General features: G+C 35.6%; 21 protein-coding genes and 2 pseudogenes. 3 read left to right on the top strand and 20 right to left on the bottom strand.

Features of this window, described 5'->3' with window-relative positions; all coding sequences use genetic code 11:
• Nucleotides 1-3: 3 nt before the first annotated feature.
• A complete protein-coding gene (locus tag F7731_RS26385; RefSeq protein ID WP_170289649.1) occupies nucleotides 4-147 on the bottom strand; it encodes a hypothetical protein in 144 nt (47 codons plus the stop codon).
• An 85-nt stretch (nucleotides 148-232) separates the two neighbouring features.
• The gene (locus F7731_RS06895) at nucleotides 233-469 is read right to left on the bottom strand and encodes a YkuJ family protein (protein WP_151534027.1); all 237 of its coding nucleotides are present in this window, start codon (nucleotides 467-469) and stop codon (nucleotides 233-235) included.
• Between the two features lie 313 nt (nucleotides 470-782).
• On the opposite strand from F7731_RS06895, the gene F7731_RS06890 reads away from it, so the two are divergent.
• Nucleotides 783-1,022: a glutaredoxin family protein gene (locus F7731_RS06890; protein WP_151534026.1), complete on the top strand. Its 240-nt coding sequence runs from the start codon at nucleotides 783-785 to the stop codon at nucleotides 1,020-1,022.
• Here F7731_RS06890 and F7731_RS06885 read toward each other — a convergent pair.
• The 8 genes and pseudogenes from F7731_RS06885 to aspA all read right to left on the bottom strand — a co-directional run bounded on the left by F7731_RS06885 (nucleotide 1,005) and on the right by aspA (nucleotide 8,071).
• The gene (locus F7731_RS06885; RefSeq protein WP_151534025.1) at nucleotides 1,005-1,673 is read right to left on the bottom strand and encodes a DUF3993 domain-containing protein; all 669 of its coding nucleotides are present in this window, start codon (nucleotides 1,671-1,673) and stop codon (nucleotides 1,005-1,007) included. The two genes, F7731_RS06890 and F7731_RS06885, sit on opposite strands and share 18 nt — an antisense overlap.
• A 217-nt stretch (nucleotides 1,674-1,890) precedes the next feature.
• Complete coding sequence (locus tag F7731_RS06880) at nucleotides 1,891-2,448, bottom strand: hypothetical protein (RefSeq protein ID WP_151534024.1); 558 nt, start codon at nucleotides 2,446-2,448, stop codon at nucleotides 1,891-1,893.
• Between the two features lie 65 nt (nucleotides 2,449-2,513).
• Nucleotides 2,514-2,759 (bottom strand): annotated as a pseudogene (locus F7731_RS06875) (SCO family protein); the annotation flags it as partial.
• A gap of 75 nt (nucleotides 2,760-2,834) precedes the next feature.
• Nucleotides 2,835-4,531 (bottom strand): annotated as a pseudogene (locus F7731_RS06870) (cbb3-type cytochrome c oxidase subunit I).
• 14 nt (nucleotides 4,532-4,545) lie between these two features.
• Complete coding sequence (locus F7731_RS06865) at nucleotides 4,546-5,007, bottom strand: cytochrome c oxidase subunit II (protein ID WP_212031155.1); 462 nt, start codon at nucleotides 5,005-5,007, stop codon at nucleotides 4,546-4,548.
• 11 nt (nucleotides 5,008-5,018) lie between these two features.
• Nucleotides 5,019-5,156: a hypothetical protein gene (locus tag F7731_RS26380; protein ID WP_170289648.1), complete on the bottom strand. Its 138-nt coding sequence runs from the start codon at nucleotides 5,154-5,156 to the stop codon at nucleotides 5,019-5,021.
• Between the two features lie 176 nt (nucleotides 5,157-5,332).
• Nucleotides 5,333-6,550 (bottom strand): EAL domain-containing protein, encoded by a 1,218-nt coding sequence (locus tag F7731_RS06860; protein ID WP_151534021.1) that lies wholly within the window; start codon nucleotides 6,548-6,550, stop codon nucleotides 5,333-5,335.
• Nucleotides 6,551-6,655: 105 nt separating this feature from the next.
• A complete protein-coding gene (aspA, locus tag F7731_RS06855; protein ID WP_151534020.1) occupies nucleotides 6,656-8,071 on the bottom strand; it encodes an aspartate ammonia-lyase in 1,416 nt (471 codons plus the stop codon).
• A gap of 245 nt (nucleotides 8,072-8,316) precedes the next feature.
• Between aspA and F7731_RS06850 the strand changes: the two genes are divergently transcribed.
• Nucleotides 8,317-9,183 (top strand): metallophosphoesterase, encoded by an 867-nt coding sequence (locus F7731_RS06850; protein ID WP_151534420.1) that lies wholly within the window; start codon nucleotides 8,317-8,319, stop codon nucleotides 9,181-9,183.
• Nucleotides 9,184-9,242: 59 nt separating this feature from the next.
• On the opposite strand, the gene F7731_RS06845 is transcribed toward F7731_RS06850, so the two are convergent.
• Complete coding sequence (locus F7731_RS06845; RefSeq protein ID WP_246197150.1) at nucleotides 9,243-11,345, bottom strand: EAL domain-containing protein; 2,103 nt, start codon at nucleotides 11,343-11,345, stop codon at nucleotides 9,243-9,245.
• 399 nt (nucleotides 11,346-11,744) lie between these two features.
• On the opposite strand from F7731_RS06845, the gene F7731_RS06840 reads away from it, so the two are divergent.
• Nucleotides 11,745-12,215: a YkyB family protein gene (locus F7731_RS06840; RefSeq protein ID WP_151534019.1), complete on the top strand. Its 471-nt coding sequence runs from the start codon at nucleotides 11,745-11,747 to the stop codon at nucleotides 12,213-12,215.
• A gap of 229 nt (nucleotides 12,216-12,444) precedes the next feature.
• Here the strand turns inward: F7731_RS06840 and F7731_RS06835 are convergent, their stop codons facing one another.
• The 9 genes from F7731_RS06835 to F7731_RS06800 all read right to left on the bottom strand — a co-directional run bounded on the left by F7731_RS06835 (nucleotide 12,445) and on the right by F7731_RS06800 (nucleotide 20,049).
• Complete coding sequence (locus F7731_RS06835; protein ID WP_151534018.1) at nucleotides 12,445-13,350, bottom strand: chemotaxis protein; 906 nt, start codon at nucleotides 13,348-13,350, stop codon at nucleotides 12,445-12,447.
• A gap of 166 nt (nucleotides 13,351-13,516) precedes the next feature.
• Entirely contained in the window at nucleotides 13,517-14,041 is a 525-nt protein-coding gene (locus F7731_RS06830; RefSeq protein WP_151534017.1) for an RDD family protein, read from the bottom strand.
• Nucleotides 14,042-14,224: 183 nt separating this feature from the next.
• The gene (locus F7731_RS26375; protein WP_170289647.1) at nucleotides 14,225-14,398 is read right to left on the bottom strand and encodes a hypothetical protein; all 174 of its coding nucleotides are present in this window, start codon (nucleotides 14,396-14,398) and stop codon (nucleotides 14,225-14,227) included.
• A gap of 62 nt (nucleotides 14,399-14,460) precedes the next feature.
• Nucleotides 14,461-15,339 carry an NAD(P)-dependent oxidoreductase gene (locus tag F7731_RS06825; protein ID WP_151534016.1) on the bottom strand — a complete coding sequence of 293 codons (879 nt, stop codon included), beginning with the start codon at nucleotides 15,337-15,339 and terminating at the stop codon, nucleotides 14,461-14,463.
• A 422-nt stretch (nucleotides 15,340-15,761) separates the two neighbouring features.
• Nucleotides 15,762-16,220, bottom strand: a complete 459-nt coding sequence (locus F7731_RS06820; RefSeq protein WP_151534015.1) for a hypothetical protein — start codon at nucleotides 16,218-16,220, stop codon at nucleotides 15,762-15,764.
• A gap of 132 nt (nucleotides 16,221-16,352) precedes the next feature.
• Nucleotides 16,353-16,619, bottom strand: a complete 267-nt coding sequence (locus F7731_RS06815; RefSeq protein ID WP_151534014.1) for a phosphocarrier protein HPr — start codon at nucleotides 16,617-16,619, stop codon at nucleotides 16,353-16,355.
• A 62-nt stretch (nucleotides 16,620-16,681) separates the two neighbouring features.
• Nucleotides 16,682-17,917: a hypothetical protein gene (locus F7731_RS06810; RefSeq protein ID WP_151534013.1), complete on the bottom strand. Its 1,236-nt coding sequence runs from the start codon at nucleotides 17,915-17,917 to the stop codon at nucleotides 16,682-16,684.
• On the bottom strand, nucleotides 17,914-19,110 hold the full coding sequence (locus F7731_RS06805) for a DUF58 domain-containing protein (protein ID WP_151534012.1): 1,197 nt from the start codon (nucleotides 19,108-19,110) through the stop codon (nucleotides 17,914-17,916). The genes F7731_RS06810 and F7731_RS06805 overlap by 4 nt, the downstream gene beginning before the upstream one ends.
• A gap of 3 nt (nucleotides 19,111-19,113) precedes the next feature.
• Complete coding sequence (locus F7731_RS06800) at nucleotides 19,114-20,049, bottom strand: AAA family ATPase (RefSeq protein WP_151534011.1); 936 nt, start codon at nucleotides 20,047-20,049, stop codon at nucleotides 19,114-19,116.
• Between the last annotated feature and the right edge of the window lie 33 nt (nucleotides 20,050-20,082).

Below are 20,082 nucleotides of genomic sequence, written 5' to 3'. Positions count from 1 at the left end.
AATTTACCCTTTGCTTGTCTCAATATCCTTTATTTCATAATGACATTGCGGGCATGTATAAATAACATTTTGATTCGATTGAGCAGTTAGGACATTAAGTATTTCTGCCTCAGCTAAACAATTAGGACATTTAACAGTCGGAAGCATTAAATTCACCTCATATTTTATCGTTTGCGATAAATAGTTAAATCATGTAAAAAAAAAAGGAACCAAAATGGCTCCATCATGAAAATTATTGAATTAAATCGAAGATCTCAATCGTAATCATATCAATATTATCAAATTGATATCTTTTTGGTTTTTCTTTATCATTGTACACTTCTAACTCGAACATTTCACTTTTTGGCTGATAAGTTACTTGACATTTCCTTTCACCGTTCACTTCGAAAAACCTTTGCATCGGTTCTCCACCATTTGATTGTTCTTGTAAGTTTTTTAGACGTGTTAATATTCCTTGAAGCTGTGACATGCTCCCTCTCCTTTCACAAAACCATAAATATTACATTTAGGTTTCTCTTTTGGCATGTTTCTATCCTAATTGATTAAATTCGGAAAATTCAGGTTCCGATCCGATTCATACCAATATTAACAGCATAAATTAATGTGAGCCAAATATACAAGAAAAAAATATTTATTTTCGCGTTTTTTTAAAGCTTGGATATTTGTTTGAAAAGGGTGAAAATTAAGGAGATATTCTTTATTTTGCCCTTTCCCAAATTGATCATTGAATTTCTACCAGCTTTAATCGTATGATAAGAGAGAATGAAAGAGAGGGTGCATTTATGAACAATATCACAATATATTCTCAGCCAGATTGTCCGCCTTGTGAAATTGCTAAAAAGTTCTTAACCGAATTCGGTTTTTCCTTTCAAATAAAAGATGTTAAAAAAGATGCAATCGCAAGAAATGAAATGATTAATAAATATCAATCCTTTTCGACGCCAACCATTGTTATCGGTGAAGAGGTAATTACTGGCTTTGATTTAGGCCGCTTAAAGGAAGTTTTAAAAATTACCGAATAAAACTTTATTGACAGGCAATTTTTTCTGAGGAACATAACTGCCATATTTAAAAAAGAATTCTACTGGATTCATACATAAACTAATCCACAGAGAAGATTGCTTGATTTTATTTTGATATTCTTTAGAGGATAGCAGTGATCCTGTTACCTCTTTTTCTTCTTGTATAAGCAATTCTTCAGGAACATCAAATAAAAAGTCGGCGACTTTCCACTTCTCTCCACTTTTCACAAGCTTGATACCTTCATAGTGGCTTTCATATGATACTGGACCATCATTACTTTCAGGAAAAAATTCATAGAGAAAAATCTCATCTCCCTGCCTAACGATCTTCGTTTCATCTGTATATGTAAAAAATGGAATGTAATACTGTGGAAAATCAGTTCCATAAGTAATAAAAAGGCCGTCTTCTGAGAAGAGATTTTCCTCTGAAAAAACATTTATTGTTTCTTTGGTAAAAAACGGAATAAGCATTTCGTTCACTTCATCCAATGATCTGCTTTTTTCGCTAAGAGAAACTTGAGCCTGAAAAGCAGCTTGTACAAATGCAAATAACTCTTCATTGGAAATATTTGCATCAGCTTTCGTTAATGTTGGTTGAATAGCAGCTAGAGCAATAACAACGGGTAGTATTAATTTTAATAACTTGTCCATATGATCTCCCCTTTGCTTAATAATTCCTATTTTACCAACAATTAATCTAGGATAATGACATTTTCGTTCGTAAAATTACTGCAGATTTTGACTAAAATTTCTTATATTCGCAAAAACCTTCCTCATTAGACAAAAAACTACCCAAAATCCAATGTTGTAAAACTTGCAATTGGATCTTGAGTATTTTTTACATTGTAGATGGGGCCCAGGGACACCATTATTCATATTCAGATGGATCAATAAAAAAGTTATATAATAAATAGATGACGATGCACGCTGCCGTAGTAAGAAATCCCCAGCCAAGTGTTATTTGCTCAATGAGTAAATAATTATTGCAAAGTTGTAAAGGAGCATTAATGTATAACCACCCCATCGCAATAAAGCTGAGTGTGGAAATGACAAAAACAGTATTTTTCCCAAGCGACCCGAGTTTTTTCCAACTGTCACGCAGTGAAATTCCAGCTAGAAATGGCAAGCTGATAAATTTAAATATTTCAATTGCTTCATTGGATAACGCTTCATCCATTGCCCGAGGTAGCATCCAATAACCAATAATGATAGAAAATAAGAAAATCCCTGGTACACCATTGTTATTCCATTTGCTGAAAAACTGTGGAAACCTATCTTGAAAATATCGCGCCATTAAGAATCCAGCAATGACAAGCATCGGCATTTGCATATGCATATGAATAATCATAACTGATTCCATCAAGTTAGCGACAGGAGGGACAATTAAGAAAATAAATAACAATAGCCCGTAAAAGGATTTATTCATTTCTTTACCCTCTTTTCATTTTCAAGGATGTTTGTTACAAAGCTTGCAGTTTCGTAAATCTTTAATTAATCAAAAACCTGGGCGAGTTTGCCGTTCCTATCCACTAAATAAAACGCCGAGTTATGTGTGAAATTGCCAGTTCCATCAGGTATGACAATGACCCCGAATTTTTCGAGCAATGAAATTAGCTCGGCTGGATCCGGAATTCTTGCCATTCTCCAAGTTTCTCCGTCACTATGAAAGGAATCTTTATATCTATTTAATACGGTTGGATCATCCCTTTCCGGGTCGAAGCTAATGCTTAAAAAAATGAAGGTAAAGTAACGCCTTCTTTCATAGAGCGGCTTATGCTTATCGGGGCTGAATGAGCCGTTTCCGCTTTTCGTTTACCAAGTTTTGAATGGCGGTGATCCCGGTGGTGCGTTGACGATAAATTCGGTTAATGGAATGACGTAAGCCATAGAAACGAAGATTAGCATGGCTACAATAATAATGCTCCAACGCTCTGTCCAAAATGGAGTATTTGATGCATTTTCTTCTTCTTCCGCAATTGGGAATGCTGTTTCACCTTTAGGTGCAAAGAACATCATATTAAATACTGCATACACTTGAAGGATAACCCCAATAATTAAGAATGTTCCCCCAACAGCTAATAACATTAAATATGGATCCCAGCCAAGCGCTGTTACATGATCTCCATAAGTGGAGTAAGAAGTCAACGAGGTGATCCGAGTAAGCCTACATAGTGCATAGCACCAGACATAAAGACCATACCAATAGTCCAAATGATCGTTTGAATGATACCTAATTTATTCATTTGCGGTGTTAATACACGTTTTGAAATATATGGAACTAACCAATAACTAATACCAAAGAAAGTCATTACTACTGACATCCCTAAGGTTAAGTGGAAATGTCCGACAACCCACATTGTGTTATGAACAACTTGGTTTAACTGGTTCGTGCTTTGAACGATTCCGCCAGCTCCTGCTGGTGCGAAGGCAGCCATTGCAATAAAAGGGGCTAGGAAGCGAACATCGCCCCATGGTAATTTTTTAAACCAGCCTGTTAAACCTTTTCCGCCAAGTTTTCTTCCAGTACGTTCAAATACTGCAAACATGGCGTATACCGTCATTAATGATGGGAATCCGATCGCTAAGCTCATAAATACGTGCATAAACTTAACTGATTCTGAAATACCTGGGTCAATAATTTGATGGTGGAATCCACCTGTAATGTTCATAATAACTAAGCCAATGATGACGATACGTGTTAATAGATCACTGAAGCGTCTGCCGCCAATAATTTTAGGTACAATTACATACCAAGCAGAAACGGCTGTTAAATACCATATGTTAACTAGTGTATGACCAAAAGCCCAGAACAGTGTACGAGCAACCATAACGTTAATTGTCTCAACCCAACCAAATGCCCAAGGAATGATCATAACGATTACTTCAATCGCTACTGGAACACTGCCAAAGAATAATAGGACAAAAACACCCGTTGCAAAGTAAGATAAAATTGGTATATTTTTTCCTTTATTATTTTTTCGCCAATTTGCTACTTGAATAAAGGCTCCAAAGGCAAGAATCCATACCCCAACGACAATTAAGGCAAGACCGACATAAAACCAAGGATTAGCTCTCATCGGAGGATAAAATGTAAACATGACAGATGCTTCATTCATTAAGATCGGAATAACTGCAATGACAAAGCCGACAATCTTTGTCCAAAAACCGATCCATGCCATCATCCTCACTTTAGGTAGAAGACCGCCTAATGTATGAGAAAGTCCCGCGTAAAAATACCCAATTGAAAAGAAAGCTGTTAGTACAAGCACTAATATGACACCATGTGCTGTTAAGACTTGATAATAGTTAAACCATGTTGGCAGCTCTAAAAGGCCTGCACGATTTAACCCTTGAAGTAAACCTAAAATACCTCCAACTAATAATGCTATAAATGCAACTGCAATATATGATTTGGAAATGCGAGCATCCTCTAGGCTTATGCCTAAAACTTTATTTGCTTTTTCCTGAATTGCTTTTACTTTACCTGTTTGTGGGATTACTATTTCCACTGTACTTCCCTCCTTTATTTAACCGTAATGGTCGTACTCATTAATTGGTGACCAGCGCCGCAATATTCATTACATAAAACTAAATAGCTGCCAGGTTTATCAAACTTTTGTGTGATTTTTTGTACATAACCCGGCATAACCATTGCATTGATATTTGTCCCTGCCACTTCAAATCCATGAACGACATCTTTCGAAGTTAATGTGAAATGAACTGTCGAACCGGCTGGGATTTCAATATTACTAGGTGTAAAACTAAATAATTGTAAGGTCATAACAACTTCATATTCATTTTCGCTAATTTGCTTAATACCTGGTTCATTGAATGGTGCCGTTTCATCTACTTTTTGTGGATCAATCGTTTCTTTATGACTCGGAGGTGCCATCCCTAAAGCAAATCCTTGATAACCAGTAATGAGCATGAATATCATTATCATTCCAAAGCTTAATGTAAGCCAAATCTTTTCTTCGCGATGCATGATTTTCCCTCCTATACTCTCACCATATATAAACCGAATAGTACAAAGTAAGTAACAAGAATAACTGCTCCAACAATCGTTACTGATAAAACTGTCCCAAATTGTGTTTCTTTTTCCTTTAATTTATTTTCTTGTTTGGCTGCTCCCATCTGTACACAACCTCCTTTTGTTCTTTATAGTTTCATAATAATTGGGAAAGGTTCTCATTGAAGTGAAGTGAATCACACATCTAAAATCTGCAATAAATTTTCCATATCTAGGGTCTTTTCTGACATAATTTAGACAAAAAAAAGGCCTCAAGCATTGAGACCTTAATAAAGACAAGCTATAGTAATCCGTCGTGTTCGTAGAGGAAATTATACGAAAGATCAATAAAAATATAGTCAATTGAATTAAGAGGATAAGAGATGGTCCGGATCGATTCTCCCGTTTCCACATCACTATATAAATCAGAGATGATTCCCTTCTTTTCCTTTTTCATTTTCATAATATTTTCTAAAAAGTATGGGCGCCAGCTCCAGTTTTTCTGTAAATATTCCGGCTGGATTCTCCACCCATTTTCGTCTTTAAAAATATTAGCTGATTTTTGAAATCCATTTTCGTCACAAATATAAAGCCGAAAAGCAACATCATTTAAATGGAGAGAAAGCTCTTTAATCAGTTCTTCATATGGTAGCATTTTGCGATTTTTTGTTTGTAGAAAAAGAGTAAGCCGATCATTAAATTCTTCAGTCACACGATATAATGCTTCCAGCTTTCTCTTCTCATAATTCATAAATTGATGGCATTTATCCCTTAAATTTTCTTTCAAAATATCCCGATTCACAAACTCTTCGGCAGGCTTTTGCAAGTAAAACCCTTGGTAATATCTCCCGCCATTTCTCCATGCGAACTGCAGCTGATAAACCATTTCAATATTTTTAAAAAGCAAGGTTGCACCAATTTTTCGTGCTAATAAGGAAATAGAGAACAAAATATCATGCAAGACATGAGCGGAATTCGTTGAACGAAGCTCGTTTAAGTCCACCTTCAATATATTAGGTGCTATTTGGCCAATCCGATCTAAATGGCTGCGTTCGTTTCCCTTATTATCAATGGCAATTTTGATCCCGTATGTACGAATATAGTTTAATAGGTGATCAAGCTGTTCTACCTCACCTCTATACACTCGCTCGGTTGACTCTAAGACAATCCGCCTTAGTTCGATTCCCTTTTCTTGATATTCAAAAAGAATAGATAAAAACGATTCGGCATTTTCATACATTAATAAGTCTGCATCTTTATTAATAAATAGTAATACGTCGTCCTCAAGAGAAAGGGCTTTTTCTAATGCCTTTTTCAATACAGCATGATCGATCTCAAGCCTATACTCTTCAGGAATATTTTCATCAAGAAATAATGGACCGAGACTAATAATCCCGTCTCCACTAAGATATCTGCCTAATATTTCATAGCCTATTACTCGATGCTCATCAGCACTAAAAATTGGTTGGAAAAATGGGAAGACATTATCCAAATCCGTTAAGATTTCCAGGGCATCCATTTCCATACCCCCAAACATAAATAATATTTATAACCGAACTCAGGGAAAACAAAATACCGATATTGATACCGGTATTTTGTCCTAAGTTCATTATATTACAATTTCTTATTTATCAAGTAAATATGCTCCAGATATACCAGGCTTCGTCATTTCATAAGGATCTAAAATCAGATCGAGCTCAGCTTCACTCAGTACATCGTATTGCAAGCATAATTCACGAATGGACTTACCATTCACAATGGATTCTCTCGCAATCTCAGAAGCAACATTATAGCCAATATGCGGATTGACAGCTGTTAATAAACCGACACTTTTTTCGACATAATCTTTTAGCCTATCAACATTAGCTGTAATTCCAGAAATACAGAATTCAGTAAATACGCGGAATCCATTATTCATAATGGAGATTGATTGTAATAAATTAAACAATAAAACAGGCTCCATGACATTTAATTCAAATTGGCCAGCTTCTGATGCGAGTGAAATCGTGTGATCATTACCAATAACTTGAAAAGCAATTTGATTAATGACTTCCGGCATAACTGGGTTTACTTTTCCAGGCATAATCGATGAGCCTGGTTGGCGTGCCGGCAAGTTAATTTCGTATAAACCTGCTCTTGGGCCTGAAGCCATTAACCGAAGATCATTAGCGATTTTCGACATATTGATCATACAAATTTTTAATGCTGAAGAAATTTCAGTATAAGCATCTGTGTTTTGGGTTGCGTCAACAAGATTATTGGCTGGAACAACAGGAATGCCAGATACTTCAGCTAAATACTGAACTACCTTTTCAATATAAAGAGGATCAGCATTCAGACCCGTACCGACAGCAGTTGCCCCCATATTTACTTCTAATAAATTTTCTTTCGATCTTTCAATTCTTTTAATATCTCTTTCAATGACATTCGTATAAGCTCTAAATTCTTGTCCTAGACGAATAGGAACCGCATCTTGCATATGTGTCCTTCCCATTTTAATAACTGAATCAAATTCAATCGCCTTCTTATTAAAGGCTTCTTTCATCTCATTCATCATTACTATTAACGATTCCAAAGCTCTATATACAGCAATATGGATAGCTGTCGGAAATGCGTCATTTGTTGATTGGGCCATATTCACATCAATATTAGGATTTAAATGAAAGTATTCACCTTTTTCTTTTCCTAAAAGCTCTAATCCTCTATTGGCGATCACTTCGTTTGCATTCATATTAATCGATGTTCCTGCTCCGCCTTGGATTGGGTCAACAATGAAATGATCATGCCATTTTCCGGAAATAACTTCATCAGCTGCTTGGCAAATGACTTCTGCTTTCCCTTTATATAGACGCCCAATATTTGAGTTAGCCATCGCTGCTGCTTTTTTTACAATTGCGATAGCAATAATTAAATCTTTATTCAATTTATAACCTGTTATTGGAAAGTTCTCAACAGCTCTTAATGTTTGAATTCCGTAATAAGCCTCTGTTGGAACATGTTTTTCCCCTAAAAAATCTTTTTCAACACGATATGTACTCACATTAACCTCTCCTAAGCACTATATTAATTGATGATTGGGAAGACCTTGCTTCCCTCACGTTTAGTATACTACTTTTTAATAAATTTTTCCGAAAATCATAAAAAAAAGAATTATGTGGATAGCTCTTTTCATTCATACCAGTTTTTCTCCCTTCTTTTTAAGTTAAGAGTTTGATAGTATTAGAAGGTATCTATATTAGTACGAGCATGTTTGATGAAAAAGACTTAGATTGGTTGGTAATAATCATGCCGAAAAAAGTAACGAGGAGATCCTTCTTGAAAAGAGTAGTTGGCTCGCTATTTTCAATCGCAGGGCTTAGTGCTGGAGGATATTATTATGCAGGGCACATTGAACCAAGGTTATTAGATATTAATAGATTTTCCATAAGTAATCATGCGATTCCGAAAGGTTTCAATCAATTTAAAATAGTCCAGTTTAGTGATACCCATCTTGGATTTCAGTATGAAAAACAGCAATTATCTGCTCTTGTCAATAAAATAAACAGTCTTAATCCTGATCTAATTTTTTTTACAGGTGATTTAATGGACACTCCTAATCAATACCCAGATGGTGACCAGATTATCCCGATTCTAAAAAAGCTTCATGCTCCATTCGGCAAGTTTGCCATATACGGCAACCACGACCATGGCGGATATGGATCGGATATTTATAAATCTATTATTGAGCATGCAGACTTTACGTTGCTCCAAAATAGTAATCAACAGATGAAATTAATGGATGGCAGCAGTATTTATATTATCGGCATTGATGATGCAATGCTTGGGAAACCAGACTTAAAGTTGGCTCTCCACGGGATTCCAGAAGATTCTTTTAAGATCCTATTATCCCATGCACCTGATTTAGCAGATGAAGCGTCAAATTATCCTATCCAGCTTCAGCTTAGCGGCCATAGTCATGGCGGCCAAATAAAGATTCCATTCTTTGGCGCCCTTGTTAAACCCCCTTTTGCAGAGAAATATCATGAAGGCTTTTATGAGATTGGCCAGCTACCCTTAACACTATATGTGAATCGGGGAATAGGCACGACTCGTTTGCCATTCCGATTTTTATCGAAACCCGAACTAACTGTATTTACATTAGTAGCAGAATAAAGCTTGACGAAAAAAAGGAAAAGCAGCTGCTTTTCCTTTTTTTCGTCAAGTTATTCATTTTATTTAATATAAAACTCCTCAAGGAAGTTTTTTTCAATCTCGGCTGGTGGCAGCGGTTTTGAATATAAATACCCTTGCGCTTTATGACACTTAGCATTTAATAAGAAATGGGCTTGTTCCTCATTTTCAACCCCTTCAGCGATCACTTCCACGCCAAGGCTCCTCCCTAGATGGATAATTGTTGTCGTGATTGCTGCATCTTTATCATAAGTTAGAACATCCTTAACGAAGGACTGGTCTATTTTTAGAACGTCAATCGGAAATTGCTTTAAATAATTTAATGAAGAATATCCGGTGCCAAAATCATCAACAGAAATGGATACTCCGAGGTCCTTTAATCTGGACAAAATGGGCGCTGTATCCGTCGTATCCTGCATAGCACCTTCAGTAATTTCAATTTCTAATAATTTTGGATTAATTCGATATTTTTCGATTGATTTTTGAATAATTTTCAGTAAGTTGTACTGCTGAAATTGTTTAGGAGAAATATTAATCGCAATTCTTAAATCTTGCTTATATTTCTCAGACCATTCATGTATTTGCTTACAGGCAGTATCAACTACCCAGTTTCCAATCGGAATAATTAAGCCAGTATCCTCAGCTAATGGAATGAATTCTCCAGGAGAAATCGGTCCTAAAACTTGATTATTCCAACGAAGAAGGGCTTCAAAACTATTCACTCTTTTCGTCAGTAAATCTACTTGTGGCTGATAATGGAGGGAAAGCTCATCCCTTTCAATCGCCTTCCGCAGCAACGTTTCCATCTCAACAACATTTTTAAGGATGGAATTCATTTCTGAGCGGTAAAATTGAAAATGGGCCTTCCCCTTTTCTTTCACCCTAAATAATGCCTCATCAGCATTTTTAATAAGTGTTTCCGCATTATTCCCATCATTTGGATACATACTGATTCCAATACTTGGGGTAATATAGTATTCCTGTGAGCTTAAATAGAAGGATTTAGAGAATTTCAATAAAATCCCTTGCGCAAACCGGCTAACCTTTTGTCTGTCCGTCTCTGGCAGAAGGATAATAAATTCATCGCCGCCTTGCCGGTAAACTTTACAATGTTTAAATTCAGAAAGTCTATTGGCAACCTGCTTTAAAATTTCATCGCCTAAGATATGCCCCAATGTATCATTTAAATATTTGAATCGGTCTAAATCGATCGATAATAGAGCAAATTTCTTTCTTTCTTTTTTTGCTTCTATTATATGATTATCTAAATCACCTAATAGAGCCCTTCTATTATATAAGCCTGTCAATTGATCATGAAACGCCATGAATTTAATCGTTTCCGCATTTTTTGCCTGTTCGGAAATATCACGGATTATCACGTAAATGCCAACAATTTCTGTATTTACGACAACTGGTGCAGTCTTAATATGAACTGTTAAATAATGTCCTTTTCGGTGAACAAACCGGCAATCTAATGTTTCAATAGGAAATCCTTTTGTCGTTTTAAGAATGAGAGATTTTAAAGCAGCAACATCCTGCTCTGGAATTAAATCAAAAATAGAGCGATTTTTTTGCTGTTTTTCGGATAAACCTGTTAATTTACTGCAAGCAGGATTAACTTCTAGAATCATACCTTTTAAATTTATTGTGAGAATTCCGTCTAAATTATGGTCAACAATTGATCGATATCTTTGCTCACTTTCAATTAAGCGTTGCTTTTCTATTATCGCTTCAGTCATATCCCGAGTTACAGATACTACATAGCGCACCTCATTATTTTCGTCAAATACTGGAGTCAAAAATGATTCACCCATCATTTTTTCTCCATTAGGAAGGATGACCTCATCTGAAAACACAATTGTCTTTTTTACTTTGAGTATTTTTTCATATTCCTGCTGTAATAAATATGCAATATTAAACGGAAGAACTTCCTCTAATGTTTTTCCTTTGTAATTAGACGGTAAGTTTGCATGCTCTAGTCCTGGTTTATTGGCGAAAAGATAGCTAAACTTGGTTCCCGCTTCAACCTTCATTATATAAACCATATCATTAATATGTTGAAAAATAATATCTAGGATGATACCTTCAACCTTCTTTGTCGGACTATTCATTTGTGTAGTTAAAATTTCCTGTAACTTTTCCATTAAATCATCCTTATACTTTTTCCCATTCTCAAATAAAGTTTGCCAAATAAAAACTGTGAGACTATATATAATTAAAAAAATTATGAAGGAGATTGTTTACAAAATTCACCTATTATTTTTTCATTATAATACAAAACATCCCAAAAGGCATAGCTTGTTTGTCCGATTTAGGAGATACTTGTCGTTTTGCAAAACAAAATGAACTTGCGCATGGGTCTGTTACTTTCATTGCATCAGTTAATTAAAGAAAGATACGTAACGACACAAGGATAATTTTGATGGGAAGGAAAAAGAAGCATTCTTTGAGCGTCTGCTTTTTTCAACTAATTTATTTTCATTTTTTTGCAAAAAGGGGTATAATAGTAATATACCCCTAAATATTTGAAAGGAGTCATACTATTGAATTCTGAAAAGAGCGACAATCCTCATTATTTACATCCAACGGTTGAAAACCTCTCACAAGCAATCTTCACCGTTAATCGCCATGCAAAAACGGCACCAAATCCAAAATTTTTATACAAACTTAAGCAAGCTGCATTGCAAAAGCTAATTAAAGAAGGAAAAGCAAAGAAGGTAGGTCTTCACTTCTCAAGCAATCCTAAATTTAGTCAACAACAGTCAGATGTTCTAGTTGTATGTGGAGATTATTCATTTCATTTGCCTCCATCTAAAGAAGACTTTGCTAAGTTACCGCATTTAGGTAAATTGAATGAACATATTCGCAATCCGAGATCCTCTCTCTCCTTAAACCAGGCGAAAAAACTTTTAATCTCCTTCACGGGATTAAAAGAGATCGATAAATTCTCAACTCATCAAAAACGCCAATACGAAAAACCAGTTTTCAAAAAACTAGGAGAAAGTTATTTTTAGAATACAAATGCGGAAGCGCCTTGTTCACCCCCGACAAGCACAAGCCAATCCTCTCGGAAAGGTGAGCTCTACCTTTCAGGCTTGGCTTGTGACCTCGAGGGGGTAGGCGCTGGAGCTGAACGAAGATAAATTAAATACAAAGTTACACACTTCATAGGAAATTATATTTCCCTATAGAATTAAATAAGCTAGGAATCCATTTAAATAACGGATGCCTAGCTTTTTTATATTATAAAGCGATTTTGTCGATTAGGAGGACAAGCTCAGCAATTTCCGGTTTGCTTACTTGTGCATCTGCTCCAACCATTTGACCTTTATGGCGGAGATCATCAGTGATTAATGAAGAGAAGATGACAACTGGAACTTTAGACAATGCACTGTTACTCTTAATTCTCTTCGTCAAATGATGTCCATCCATTTGCGGCATTTCTATATCGGTTATAATAAGCTGAACCTCTTCCTCAACTTTCTTACCTGATTGAACAATATCTTCTAAGTAGTTTAATGCATCACGCCCATTTTCAAAGAACTCGATAAATTGAAACCCTGCTTCCTTTAACGTATCATGCAAAAGCTGGCGTAATAATGGTGAGTCCTCGGCAACAATAAGTCGTTTATTCGATCGCTCCCGTTTTCCAAGCTTTTGAACTTGCTGAACATTGATGCCTGTCTCAGGATTGATTTCAACAACAATTTTTTCAAAATCTAATAATAATATCATTTCGCCGTTCAGCTTAATAACACCAATAATTTGACTATCGGGCCCTTGATACATTTCTGACGGCTTTTCAATTTGATCCCAAGAAATTCGATGAATTTGTGTTACGCTATGTACATGGAAAACAATTTTTTGTTTATTAAATTCAGCAACGATAAATTTATCTGATTTTGGATTTTCCGATGGCGGAAAACCTAATGCTGTTGCCACATTAACAACTGGAAGTACCTCTCCTCGTAATTCAATGATGCCTTCCACATTTTTATGAGCATGCGGTACTTGAATTACAGAAACTGGATTAATAATTTCCTTTACTTTTATCACATTAATGCCAAATTTATTTTTTCCGATACCAAATTCAACAATTTCCAATTCATTTGTTCCACTTTCCAATAATATTCCTTTTTTATGCGCCACGAAAACTTCGCCCTTCCTATCTATGAAATGATCAATTATACCTACTACTATAACATGAATAGGACTTTATTCTTGAAATATTTTATAAGATTTAGTGAATAAAAGTTTCACAAAGCAAACCTAAAAAAAGCTGCACTAATGAAAAGTGCAACTTTTAATAATTATTTTATTTCTTGACAACGACAGTCCCTGCAATTAAATCGTGGAGTGATTGCTTTTTTTCTGTAAAAGCTGCAATGATATAACCAATTAACAAAATTCCCGATAAAAAGGACATCGCTAAATATCTTCCAAGTGCACGCCAAAAGGAAATTCGGTTGCCTTTTAAGTCTGTTACTTTTAATCCTAATAGCTTTTTACCTATTGTTGCCTGCCATTTCGATGAATGCAGTCCCGCAAAGTAAGCAACAGCTACGATGATACTAATTAACCCTGTTATTCCAACTGCTCCTAAATAGGAACCTAGAAACATAAGTGCCTGTTCATCCGAAATTTCAGCGGAATATGGGTCTGCCATCATCATTTCAAATGCACCTGTTGAACCGAAAAAGATCATAAAAATAATGGTAGATATAATTAATAATGGCACCCCAATGATAATTGAATCGATAAGGTAAGCCGCAAAGCGAATCCAGAACCCACCATATTCCTTCTGTTCATCATAATGCTGTTTTTCTAAGATTGTTTCCAAATAATTACCTCCAAAGTATGTTTGATAAAATTCTGTAAGAAAATATCAATAAATTATTACCTTTTCTATATTAAACACAATTAATATTATATTCAATAACTTGAAATATTTAACACTACTTAAATACTATTTTAGGTATTTTCACAAAAAATATAAAAAGTGAGCCAACAAGGGCTCACCTTTCTAGTCAAATTTACCATTATTTTTCGGAGCTTTTTCTTTTTTTGCTTTATCTTTGTGAATCTTGTTTGTGACAGCACTTCCCATTTCATGGGCAAATTCTGTATTTAATACAGCGGAATCGAAACCTTTTTTATTTTTTTGTTGTGGATCATTTTTTTTCGTTCTTTTTGCCATTGAAGAACCCCCTTTTAATAATAATCAACATTATTATTCATTTAGGATGATCCATTTATTCATTATCGTTCCCAATATTTATAGAGTGCCTGTGTACCGCTATCTTCTTCCCCGGCTTCAGCCAGCTGCGCATACATTTTCTTTGCTAATGCAAGACCTGGTGTCTCCATCCCCATTGCTTCTGCCTCTTGGAAAGCAATGTTCATATCTTTAATAAAATGTTTTATATAAAATCCCGGTTCAAAATTTCCATTAATCATTCTTGGTGCTAAATTTGATAATGACCAACTTCCAGCAGCTCCGGATGAAATACTCTTTAGAACTGTATCTGGATTAAGTCCAGCCTTTTCAGCATAGACAATCGCTTCGCAAACACCGATCATGTTTGATGCGATTGCAATTTGGTTACACATTTTAGTGTGCTGTCCTGAACCCGCTTCCCCTTGATACACAATATTAGTCCCGAGCAAACGGAAAATTGACTCCATTTCGTCAAAGGTTTCTTTATCTCCTCCGACCATAATAGACAGCTTTGCTTCCTTGGCCCCGATGTCCCCACCGGAAACTGGCGCATCAAGGGCAAAAATGCCTTTCTTTTTCGCCTCTTCATGAATTCTTTTTGCCAGTGTCGGAGTGGACGTTGTCATATCAATTACGTAAGTACCGGCATTCCCATTAGAAATAATCCCATTTTTCCCTATATATACTTCTTCCACATCTGAAGGGTAACCGACCATTGTAATGATGACATTACATTTTTCAGCCACTTCTTTCGGCGAGTTTGTCCATTCTGCTCCATTAGTAATTAAATCTTCCGCTTTTGACTTTGTCCTTGAATAAACAACTACAGGATAACCTGCATGAAGCAAATGCCCTGCCATGCTTTTCCCCATAACACCAGTACCAATAAAGCCAATAACAGTATTATTTCTTATTGCCATAACCAATCCCCTCTCTTAAACTATGTAAAAATATTGTATATACTTATTCTACTCTAATTATTCAAATAAAAGAATTCCTTTGGCTAGTTATGGTGAATAAGATTGATGAAATCGTTAGTTTGTTGTTGATTGAAGCGGAAGGTACGAGATCCTCAAAATGCATACCCATTTTTTCGTGTGGTGGTAATTCACGGACGACTATTCAATGTCCTGCGGGAAAAGCGAGTCAATGGGAGTCCCCGCAGGCGCGAAAGCGACGAGTAGGCTCCCGGGACCCCCTGCGCTCGCTAAGTGCATGGAGCTGAAATCAACAGGAGCGCTACACAATACATATAGAAAAGACTAGACAGTTTTGCCTAGCCATCGCCAATTTCTATGTACTTATTTTATTATCACCATTTTGATTATTATTATTTTTGATTTTAAAGCTGTGAAGAAAAATTAGTTAAAAAAGCTTTCGCTATGACTTCTTTATCATTAAAAACTTCTATTGAAACTGCTTCCTCATTAATAATCATCTCTTCAAGTTCAAAAACATGCAAATCTTTTAATAACGGGATGGGATTCATAAAAATAAAAAGGTCCTTCTCGTTATTCGCTTCTATGTACTCCCCTGAATAATTAAAATCAGCCCCATAAATAATTTCATCTGTGCCTAAAGCTGATGCTAGTTTAACATTATGTATCGATACCTTGACTTTATACAGCTCTCCTCCGTTTAAAATTTTGTCATTAATTTTAAACCGAAACTGCAGTTCATTGTTTTTCGTCAATAAAGCTTCTGCATGGCTGTTAATGATCGCTTTACTTGATCCTGCATGCAAACAGCCCGTTAGCATTAATGAGAGTACGATTAGCAGTAAAAAAAAGTGACGTTTCATCGTGATTTCCTCCTTTTTCCTACCATAACCCTAACCACTTGTTATTAAACCTCAAAAATAGAAAACCGGCTAACATTATTTAGCCGGTTAATGATTCATATTGAATTAATTAGCTTTTAAAGTCTCCTATTCTCAGTGAGCTAGCCCTTCCATTTTCAAAGTTTCTGCTAAACTTTGAATGGCTGCTGATTCATCCTCACCTTTTGCCAAAATGGAGATATCGGCATTTTGGCCAATACCTAGTGACATGACACCCATAATTGACTTTAAGTTTACTTTTTTTCCTTTAAACTCTAAATGAATATCAGATTTAAATTTACTTGCTTCCTGGACCAAAATCGTGGCTGATCGAGCATGAATGCCTGTATTCGCAGTTACTTTAAATTGCTTTTCTACCAACTGTGCGCCTCCCATTAATGTGACTATACTTTTTATTTTGGCCCTTCCGGAAAAATTCAAACTTAGTTATTTTTATGTCTTATTAATTCTCTTTCCTTTTCCCGTAATTCCTGCTTTTTTAATTGCAGCTTTTCTTTTACTAACTTCAGCTCATTATCCGTATATGGAATCAATCCATATCTGAGCTTTTCATAAATGGTATTAATTTCATTATAATCAGAAATTTCAATTCGCTTAAACCAATCAGATAATGTTTCAAATGGAAAACGGCCTAATTTACGTTTCTTAGCAAATTTTTCAAAAGTGTAAATTTCCTTTCGAATTGAATCAGCTGAAGGTTTCATTGTATCTTTTTGAAAAAATAGTCCATCTCTACTGAGAGAAAATGACTCAGTAGAAAATGCCGAGTTTCTTTCAATAGAATCCTCAGCCCGTTTCATTTTATAGCGCTTATAAATATAGATAAAAATGAAGATAGAACTAACTACCAATACGATCGCGCCTATGATTGCGGGATCGATAGCTGCTTGCCTTCCCAACCCTTCTAGAACATCAGGATCCGCAGTTTCTTCTTGAAGTACTTGATCGTTATTTAAAAATGCTACTTTCTCAGACCAATCTTGATTTTCCGCCCAATTAAAAAATGGTGAAGAAATAAAAGCAATGATCGCTACAATAACACTTAGGAATGAGAAGAATAATTTTTCATACAATTTCATCCCTAAAGCTAAGATAAACCCTATCACGCTTATTCCACTAACAATCGCTAATAATGGCAGGAAAAATTGCTTTTTATGTCTGATTTTCACATTCATATCTAGCCATCTGTGGAAAAATCCGCCGATAATGATAAAGCCCACTTGCAAAATCATAATCGCGCCAATTAATTTCATATTTTTCTCTGAAGTTAATCCTGAGAAATATATGAGAAAAATACCTGTTAAAATCGTAAATAAAATCCATTTCCCCTCATTTTGTTTATCCTGTTCATTAAAATGGGAAAGGGTCCTCCAGAAAATCAATAAAGCAATAAGTAAATTGGCAAAGGGATCGAACCCAAGCCATTTCCCTAAAAAATAAAGGATAGGTAAAATGAAAATGAGAAATAAAAGTTTTGCCTTTTCTCTAAATTTAAGGAGCAGCAGCGAAAATGAAATACTGCCAAACATCACAAAAGCAAAATAGGAAAATAGCGGGACTTCCTTTTTTTCAATAGAGTAGAGGAACAAAAGACCATATGCCCCAAATATAATTTCGATTAAAAGCAAATACATGATGTTACAAAATTGCCTTATCATTTTTCTACCACATCCTTAGCGAATGTCATAGGTAAAAGAGACGCTTTCTCTTCTTCTGCAAAATGGATTTCAAAAAGGCTCGTCCCTTTTTGTTTGATGGAATGGAGCAAGCTGTCGGAAGCGTCTGATCTAATACCCCCATGAATGAAAAAAGGCTGATTCATCAAATGCCTGTTATAAAAAGACAGCATTTTTTCATAAGGGTAAGTAAAGGAATTCGGGTCTATTAGGGCTAATACTTCAAGAACTTTTTGCAACTGCTCCTTCCCTCCCCCAGCCGGAATATAATAAAAAGGAACGGTTCCAGCAATGCGAATATTAATACATAAAGAAAAAGGAATATGATGCTTTGTTAAATAATAAGCTAGTTCTGCTGCACTACTAATTAATTGTTCCGCTTGACTTGCAAGAGAATGCCCGTTGGCGACATTTAAAGATATATTCCACCCCGTTTCAGAAACATGGTCAAACAGTTTCGTTTGAAGAGTTTGTGCTCTCGCACTGGCTTTCCAATTAATGCGATTAAAGCTGTCAGAATATACATAATCCCTCGTTCCTGCAGGAGAAAAAAAATCTTCATTTAAGGAATGGTTCACATTTGATTCTCCCAATCGTTCAGAAAGAAACAAGCTCTTATTCATTACTGTGATTGCCACTGGGTAGACAAGAGCCTCCTGCAGAAATAGATACTTATATTCAAGCACCGTTTCACCTAAACCGAAGAAGTGCGGAATGGACATTTCAATGGAACGAATTTTTGCTGTTCCCCTTTTTATTGTTTTAAAAGGTATTTTTACAATGAGTTTCTGCTGATAACTTACTGAAAATGGGAGGTTTACTTCATACTTTGCCAGGCGTTGTTCACCATAGCCATCTAAAGGGGCTACTTGATCATCAAAAAAGACTTTTAGAGTGCCCTTCATTATCGGTAATCCTTTATTTTCAAAAGTTAAAACCCATTCCCCATTTTCATTTGGAAAAAATTTATTTCTTATTTTTTTATTTTCAATAGATAGCTTTTTTCCAACATGCTTTAAATAAAATGAATTGAGGAAAATAAAAAGTAATAGAAACACTGCTGTAAAAAATATAAGGAAAGACTTAAAATAAAAACTGGCAAAAAATAAAAATAATGCAAGTACCCCCGTTATTCCTAAAGACGTGTCTTCAATAGAATATTTTTTCCATTCCATTGATTAAACCTCTGCTTCGACTGGTACAGGTATGGATTCAATCACGTCTTGTAAAACATTTTCAGCTGTTTTCGTAAGGGATGCTTCAGCAGTTAAAAATATTCTATGGCCTATTACGTAAGGAATCATTTCTTTAATATCATTTGGAACAACAAATGATCGCCTATTTTGAAAGGCTTTTCCTTGTGCAGCTCTCATTAATGCAAGTGTTCCTCTCGGGCTTACCCCAAGGTCGATTGCAGGATGCTCCCTTGTTTTTCTAATAATTTGAATTAAATACATTTCCATTTCATCCGTGAACATGACAGCCTTCACTGAATTTCGCAAATTCTCAATGACAGATGTAGACAATTTTGCTTCAATTTCACTGCCTTCCTTCAGCCCTCTTGCAGTTCGCATCATCTCTTTTTCTTCCTGAAGGTTTGGATAATCCATAGATAGTTTCATGAAAAAGCGGTCCATTTGGGCTATTGGCAAAGGAAATGTTCCTTGCTGAGAATCTACTGGGTTCTGTGTAGCGATCACCATAAATGGATCGGGAACAGGAATCGTATGACCATCAATTGTCACTTGCCGTTCCTCCATGACCTCAAGCAGGCTTGATTGTGTGCGAGGGGTTGCCCGATTAATTTCATCAGCCAAAACGATGTTTGCAATAATTGGACCCGGTCTAGACTCGAACTCTTGTTTTTTCGGATTGAAAAACTGGATCCCTGTCACATCACTTGGCAGTACATCTGGAGTAAATTGAATACGTGAGAATGAACCATTAATTGATTTGGCAAATGTTTTGGCAAGCATCGTCTTTCCTGTTCCAGGAACACTTTCCATTAATATATGACCATTAAATAATAATGCGATGGTGAGAAGCTCTACTTCTTTATCCTTTCCTATCATTACTTTGCTAATTTCTGATTGAAGCAGCTCTAATTCTTTCATACGTCCTCCTGTTATACGAAGTTTAATAGATTT

The organism is Cytobacillus depressus (assembly GCF_008923245.1).
Taxonomy (GTDB): Bacteria; Bacillota; Bacilli; order Bacillales; family Cytobacillaceae; genus Cytobacillus; species Cytobacillus depressus.
This window is presented reverse-complemented; position numbering and strand designations above follow the sequence as displayed.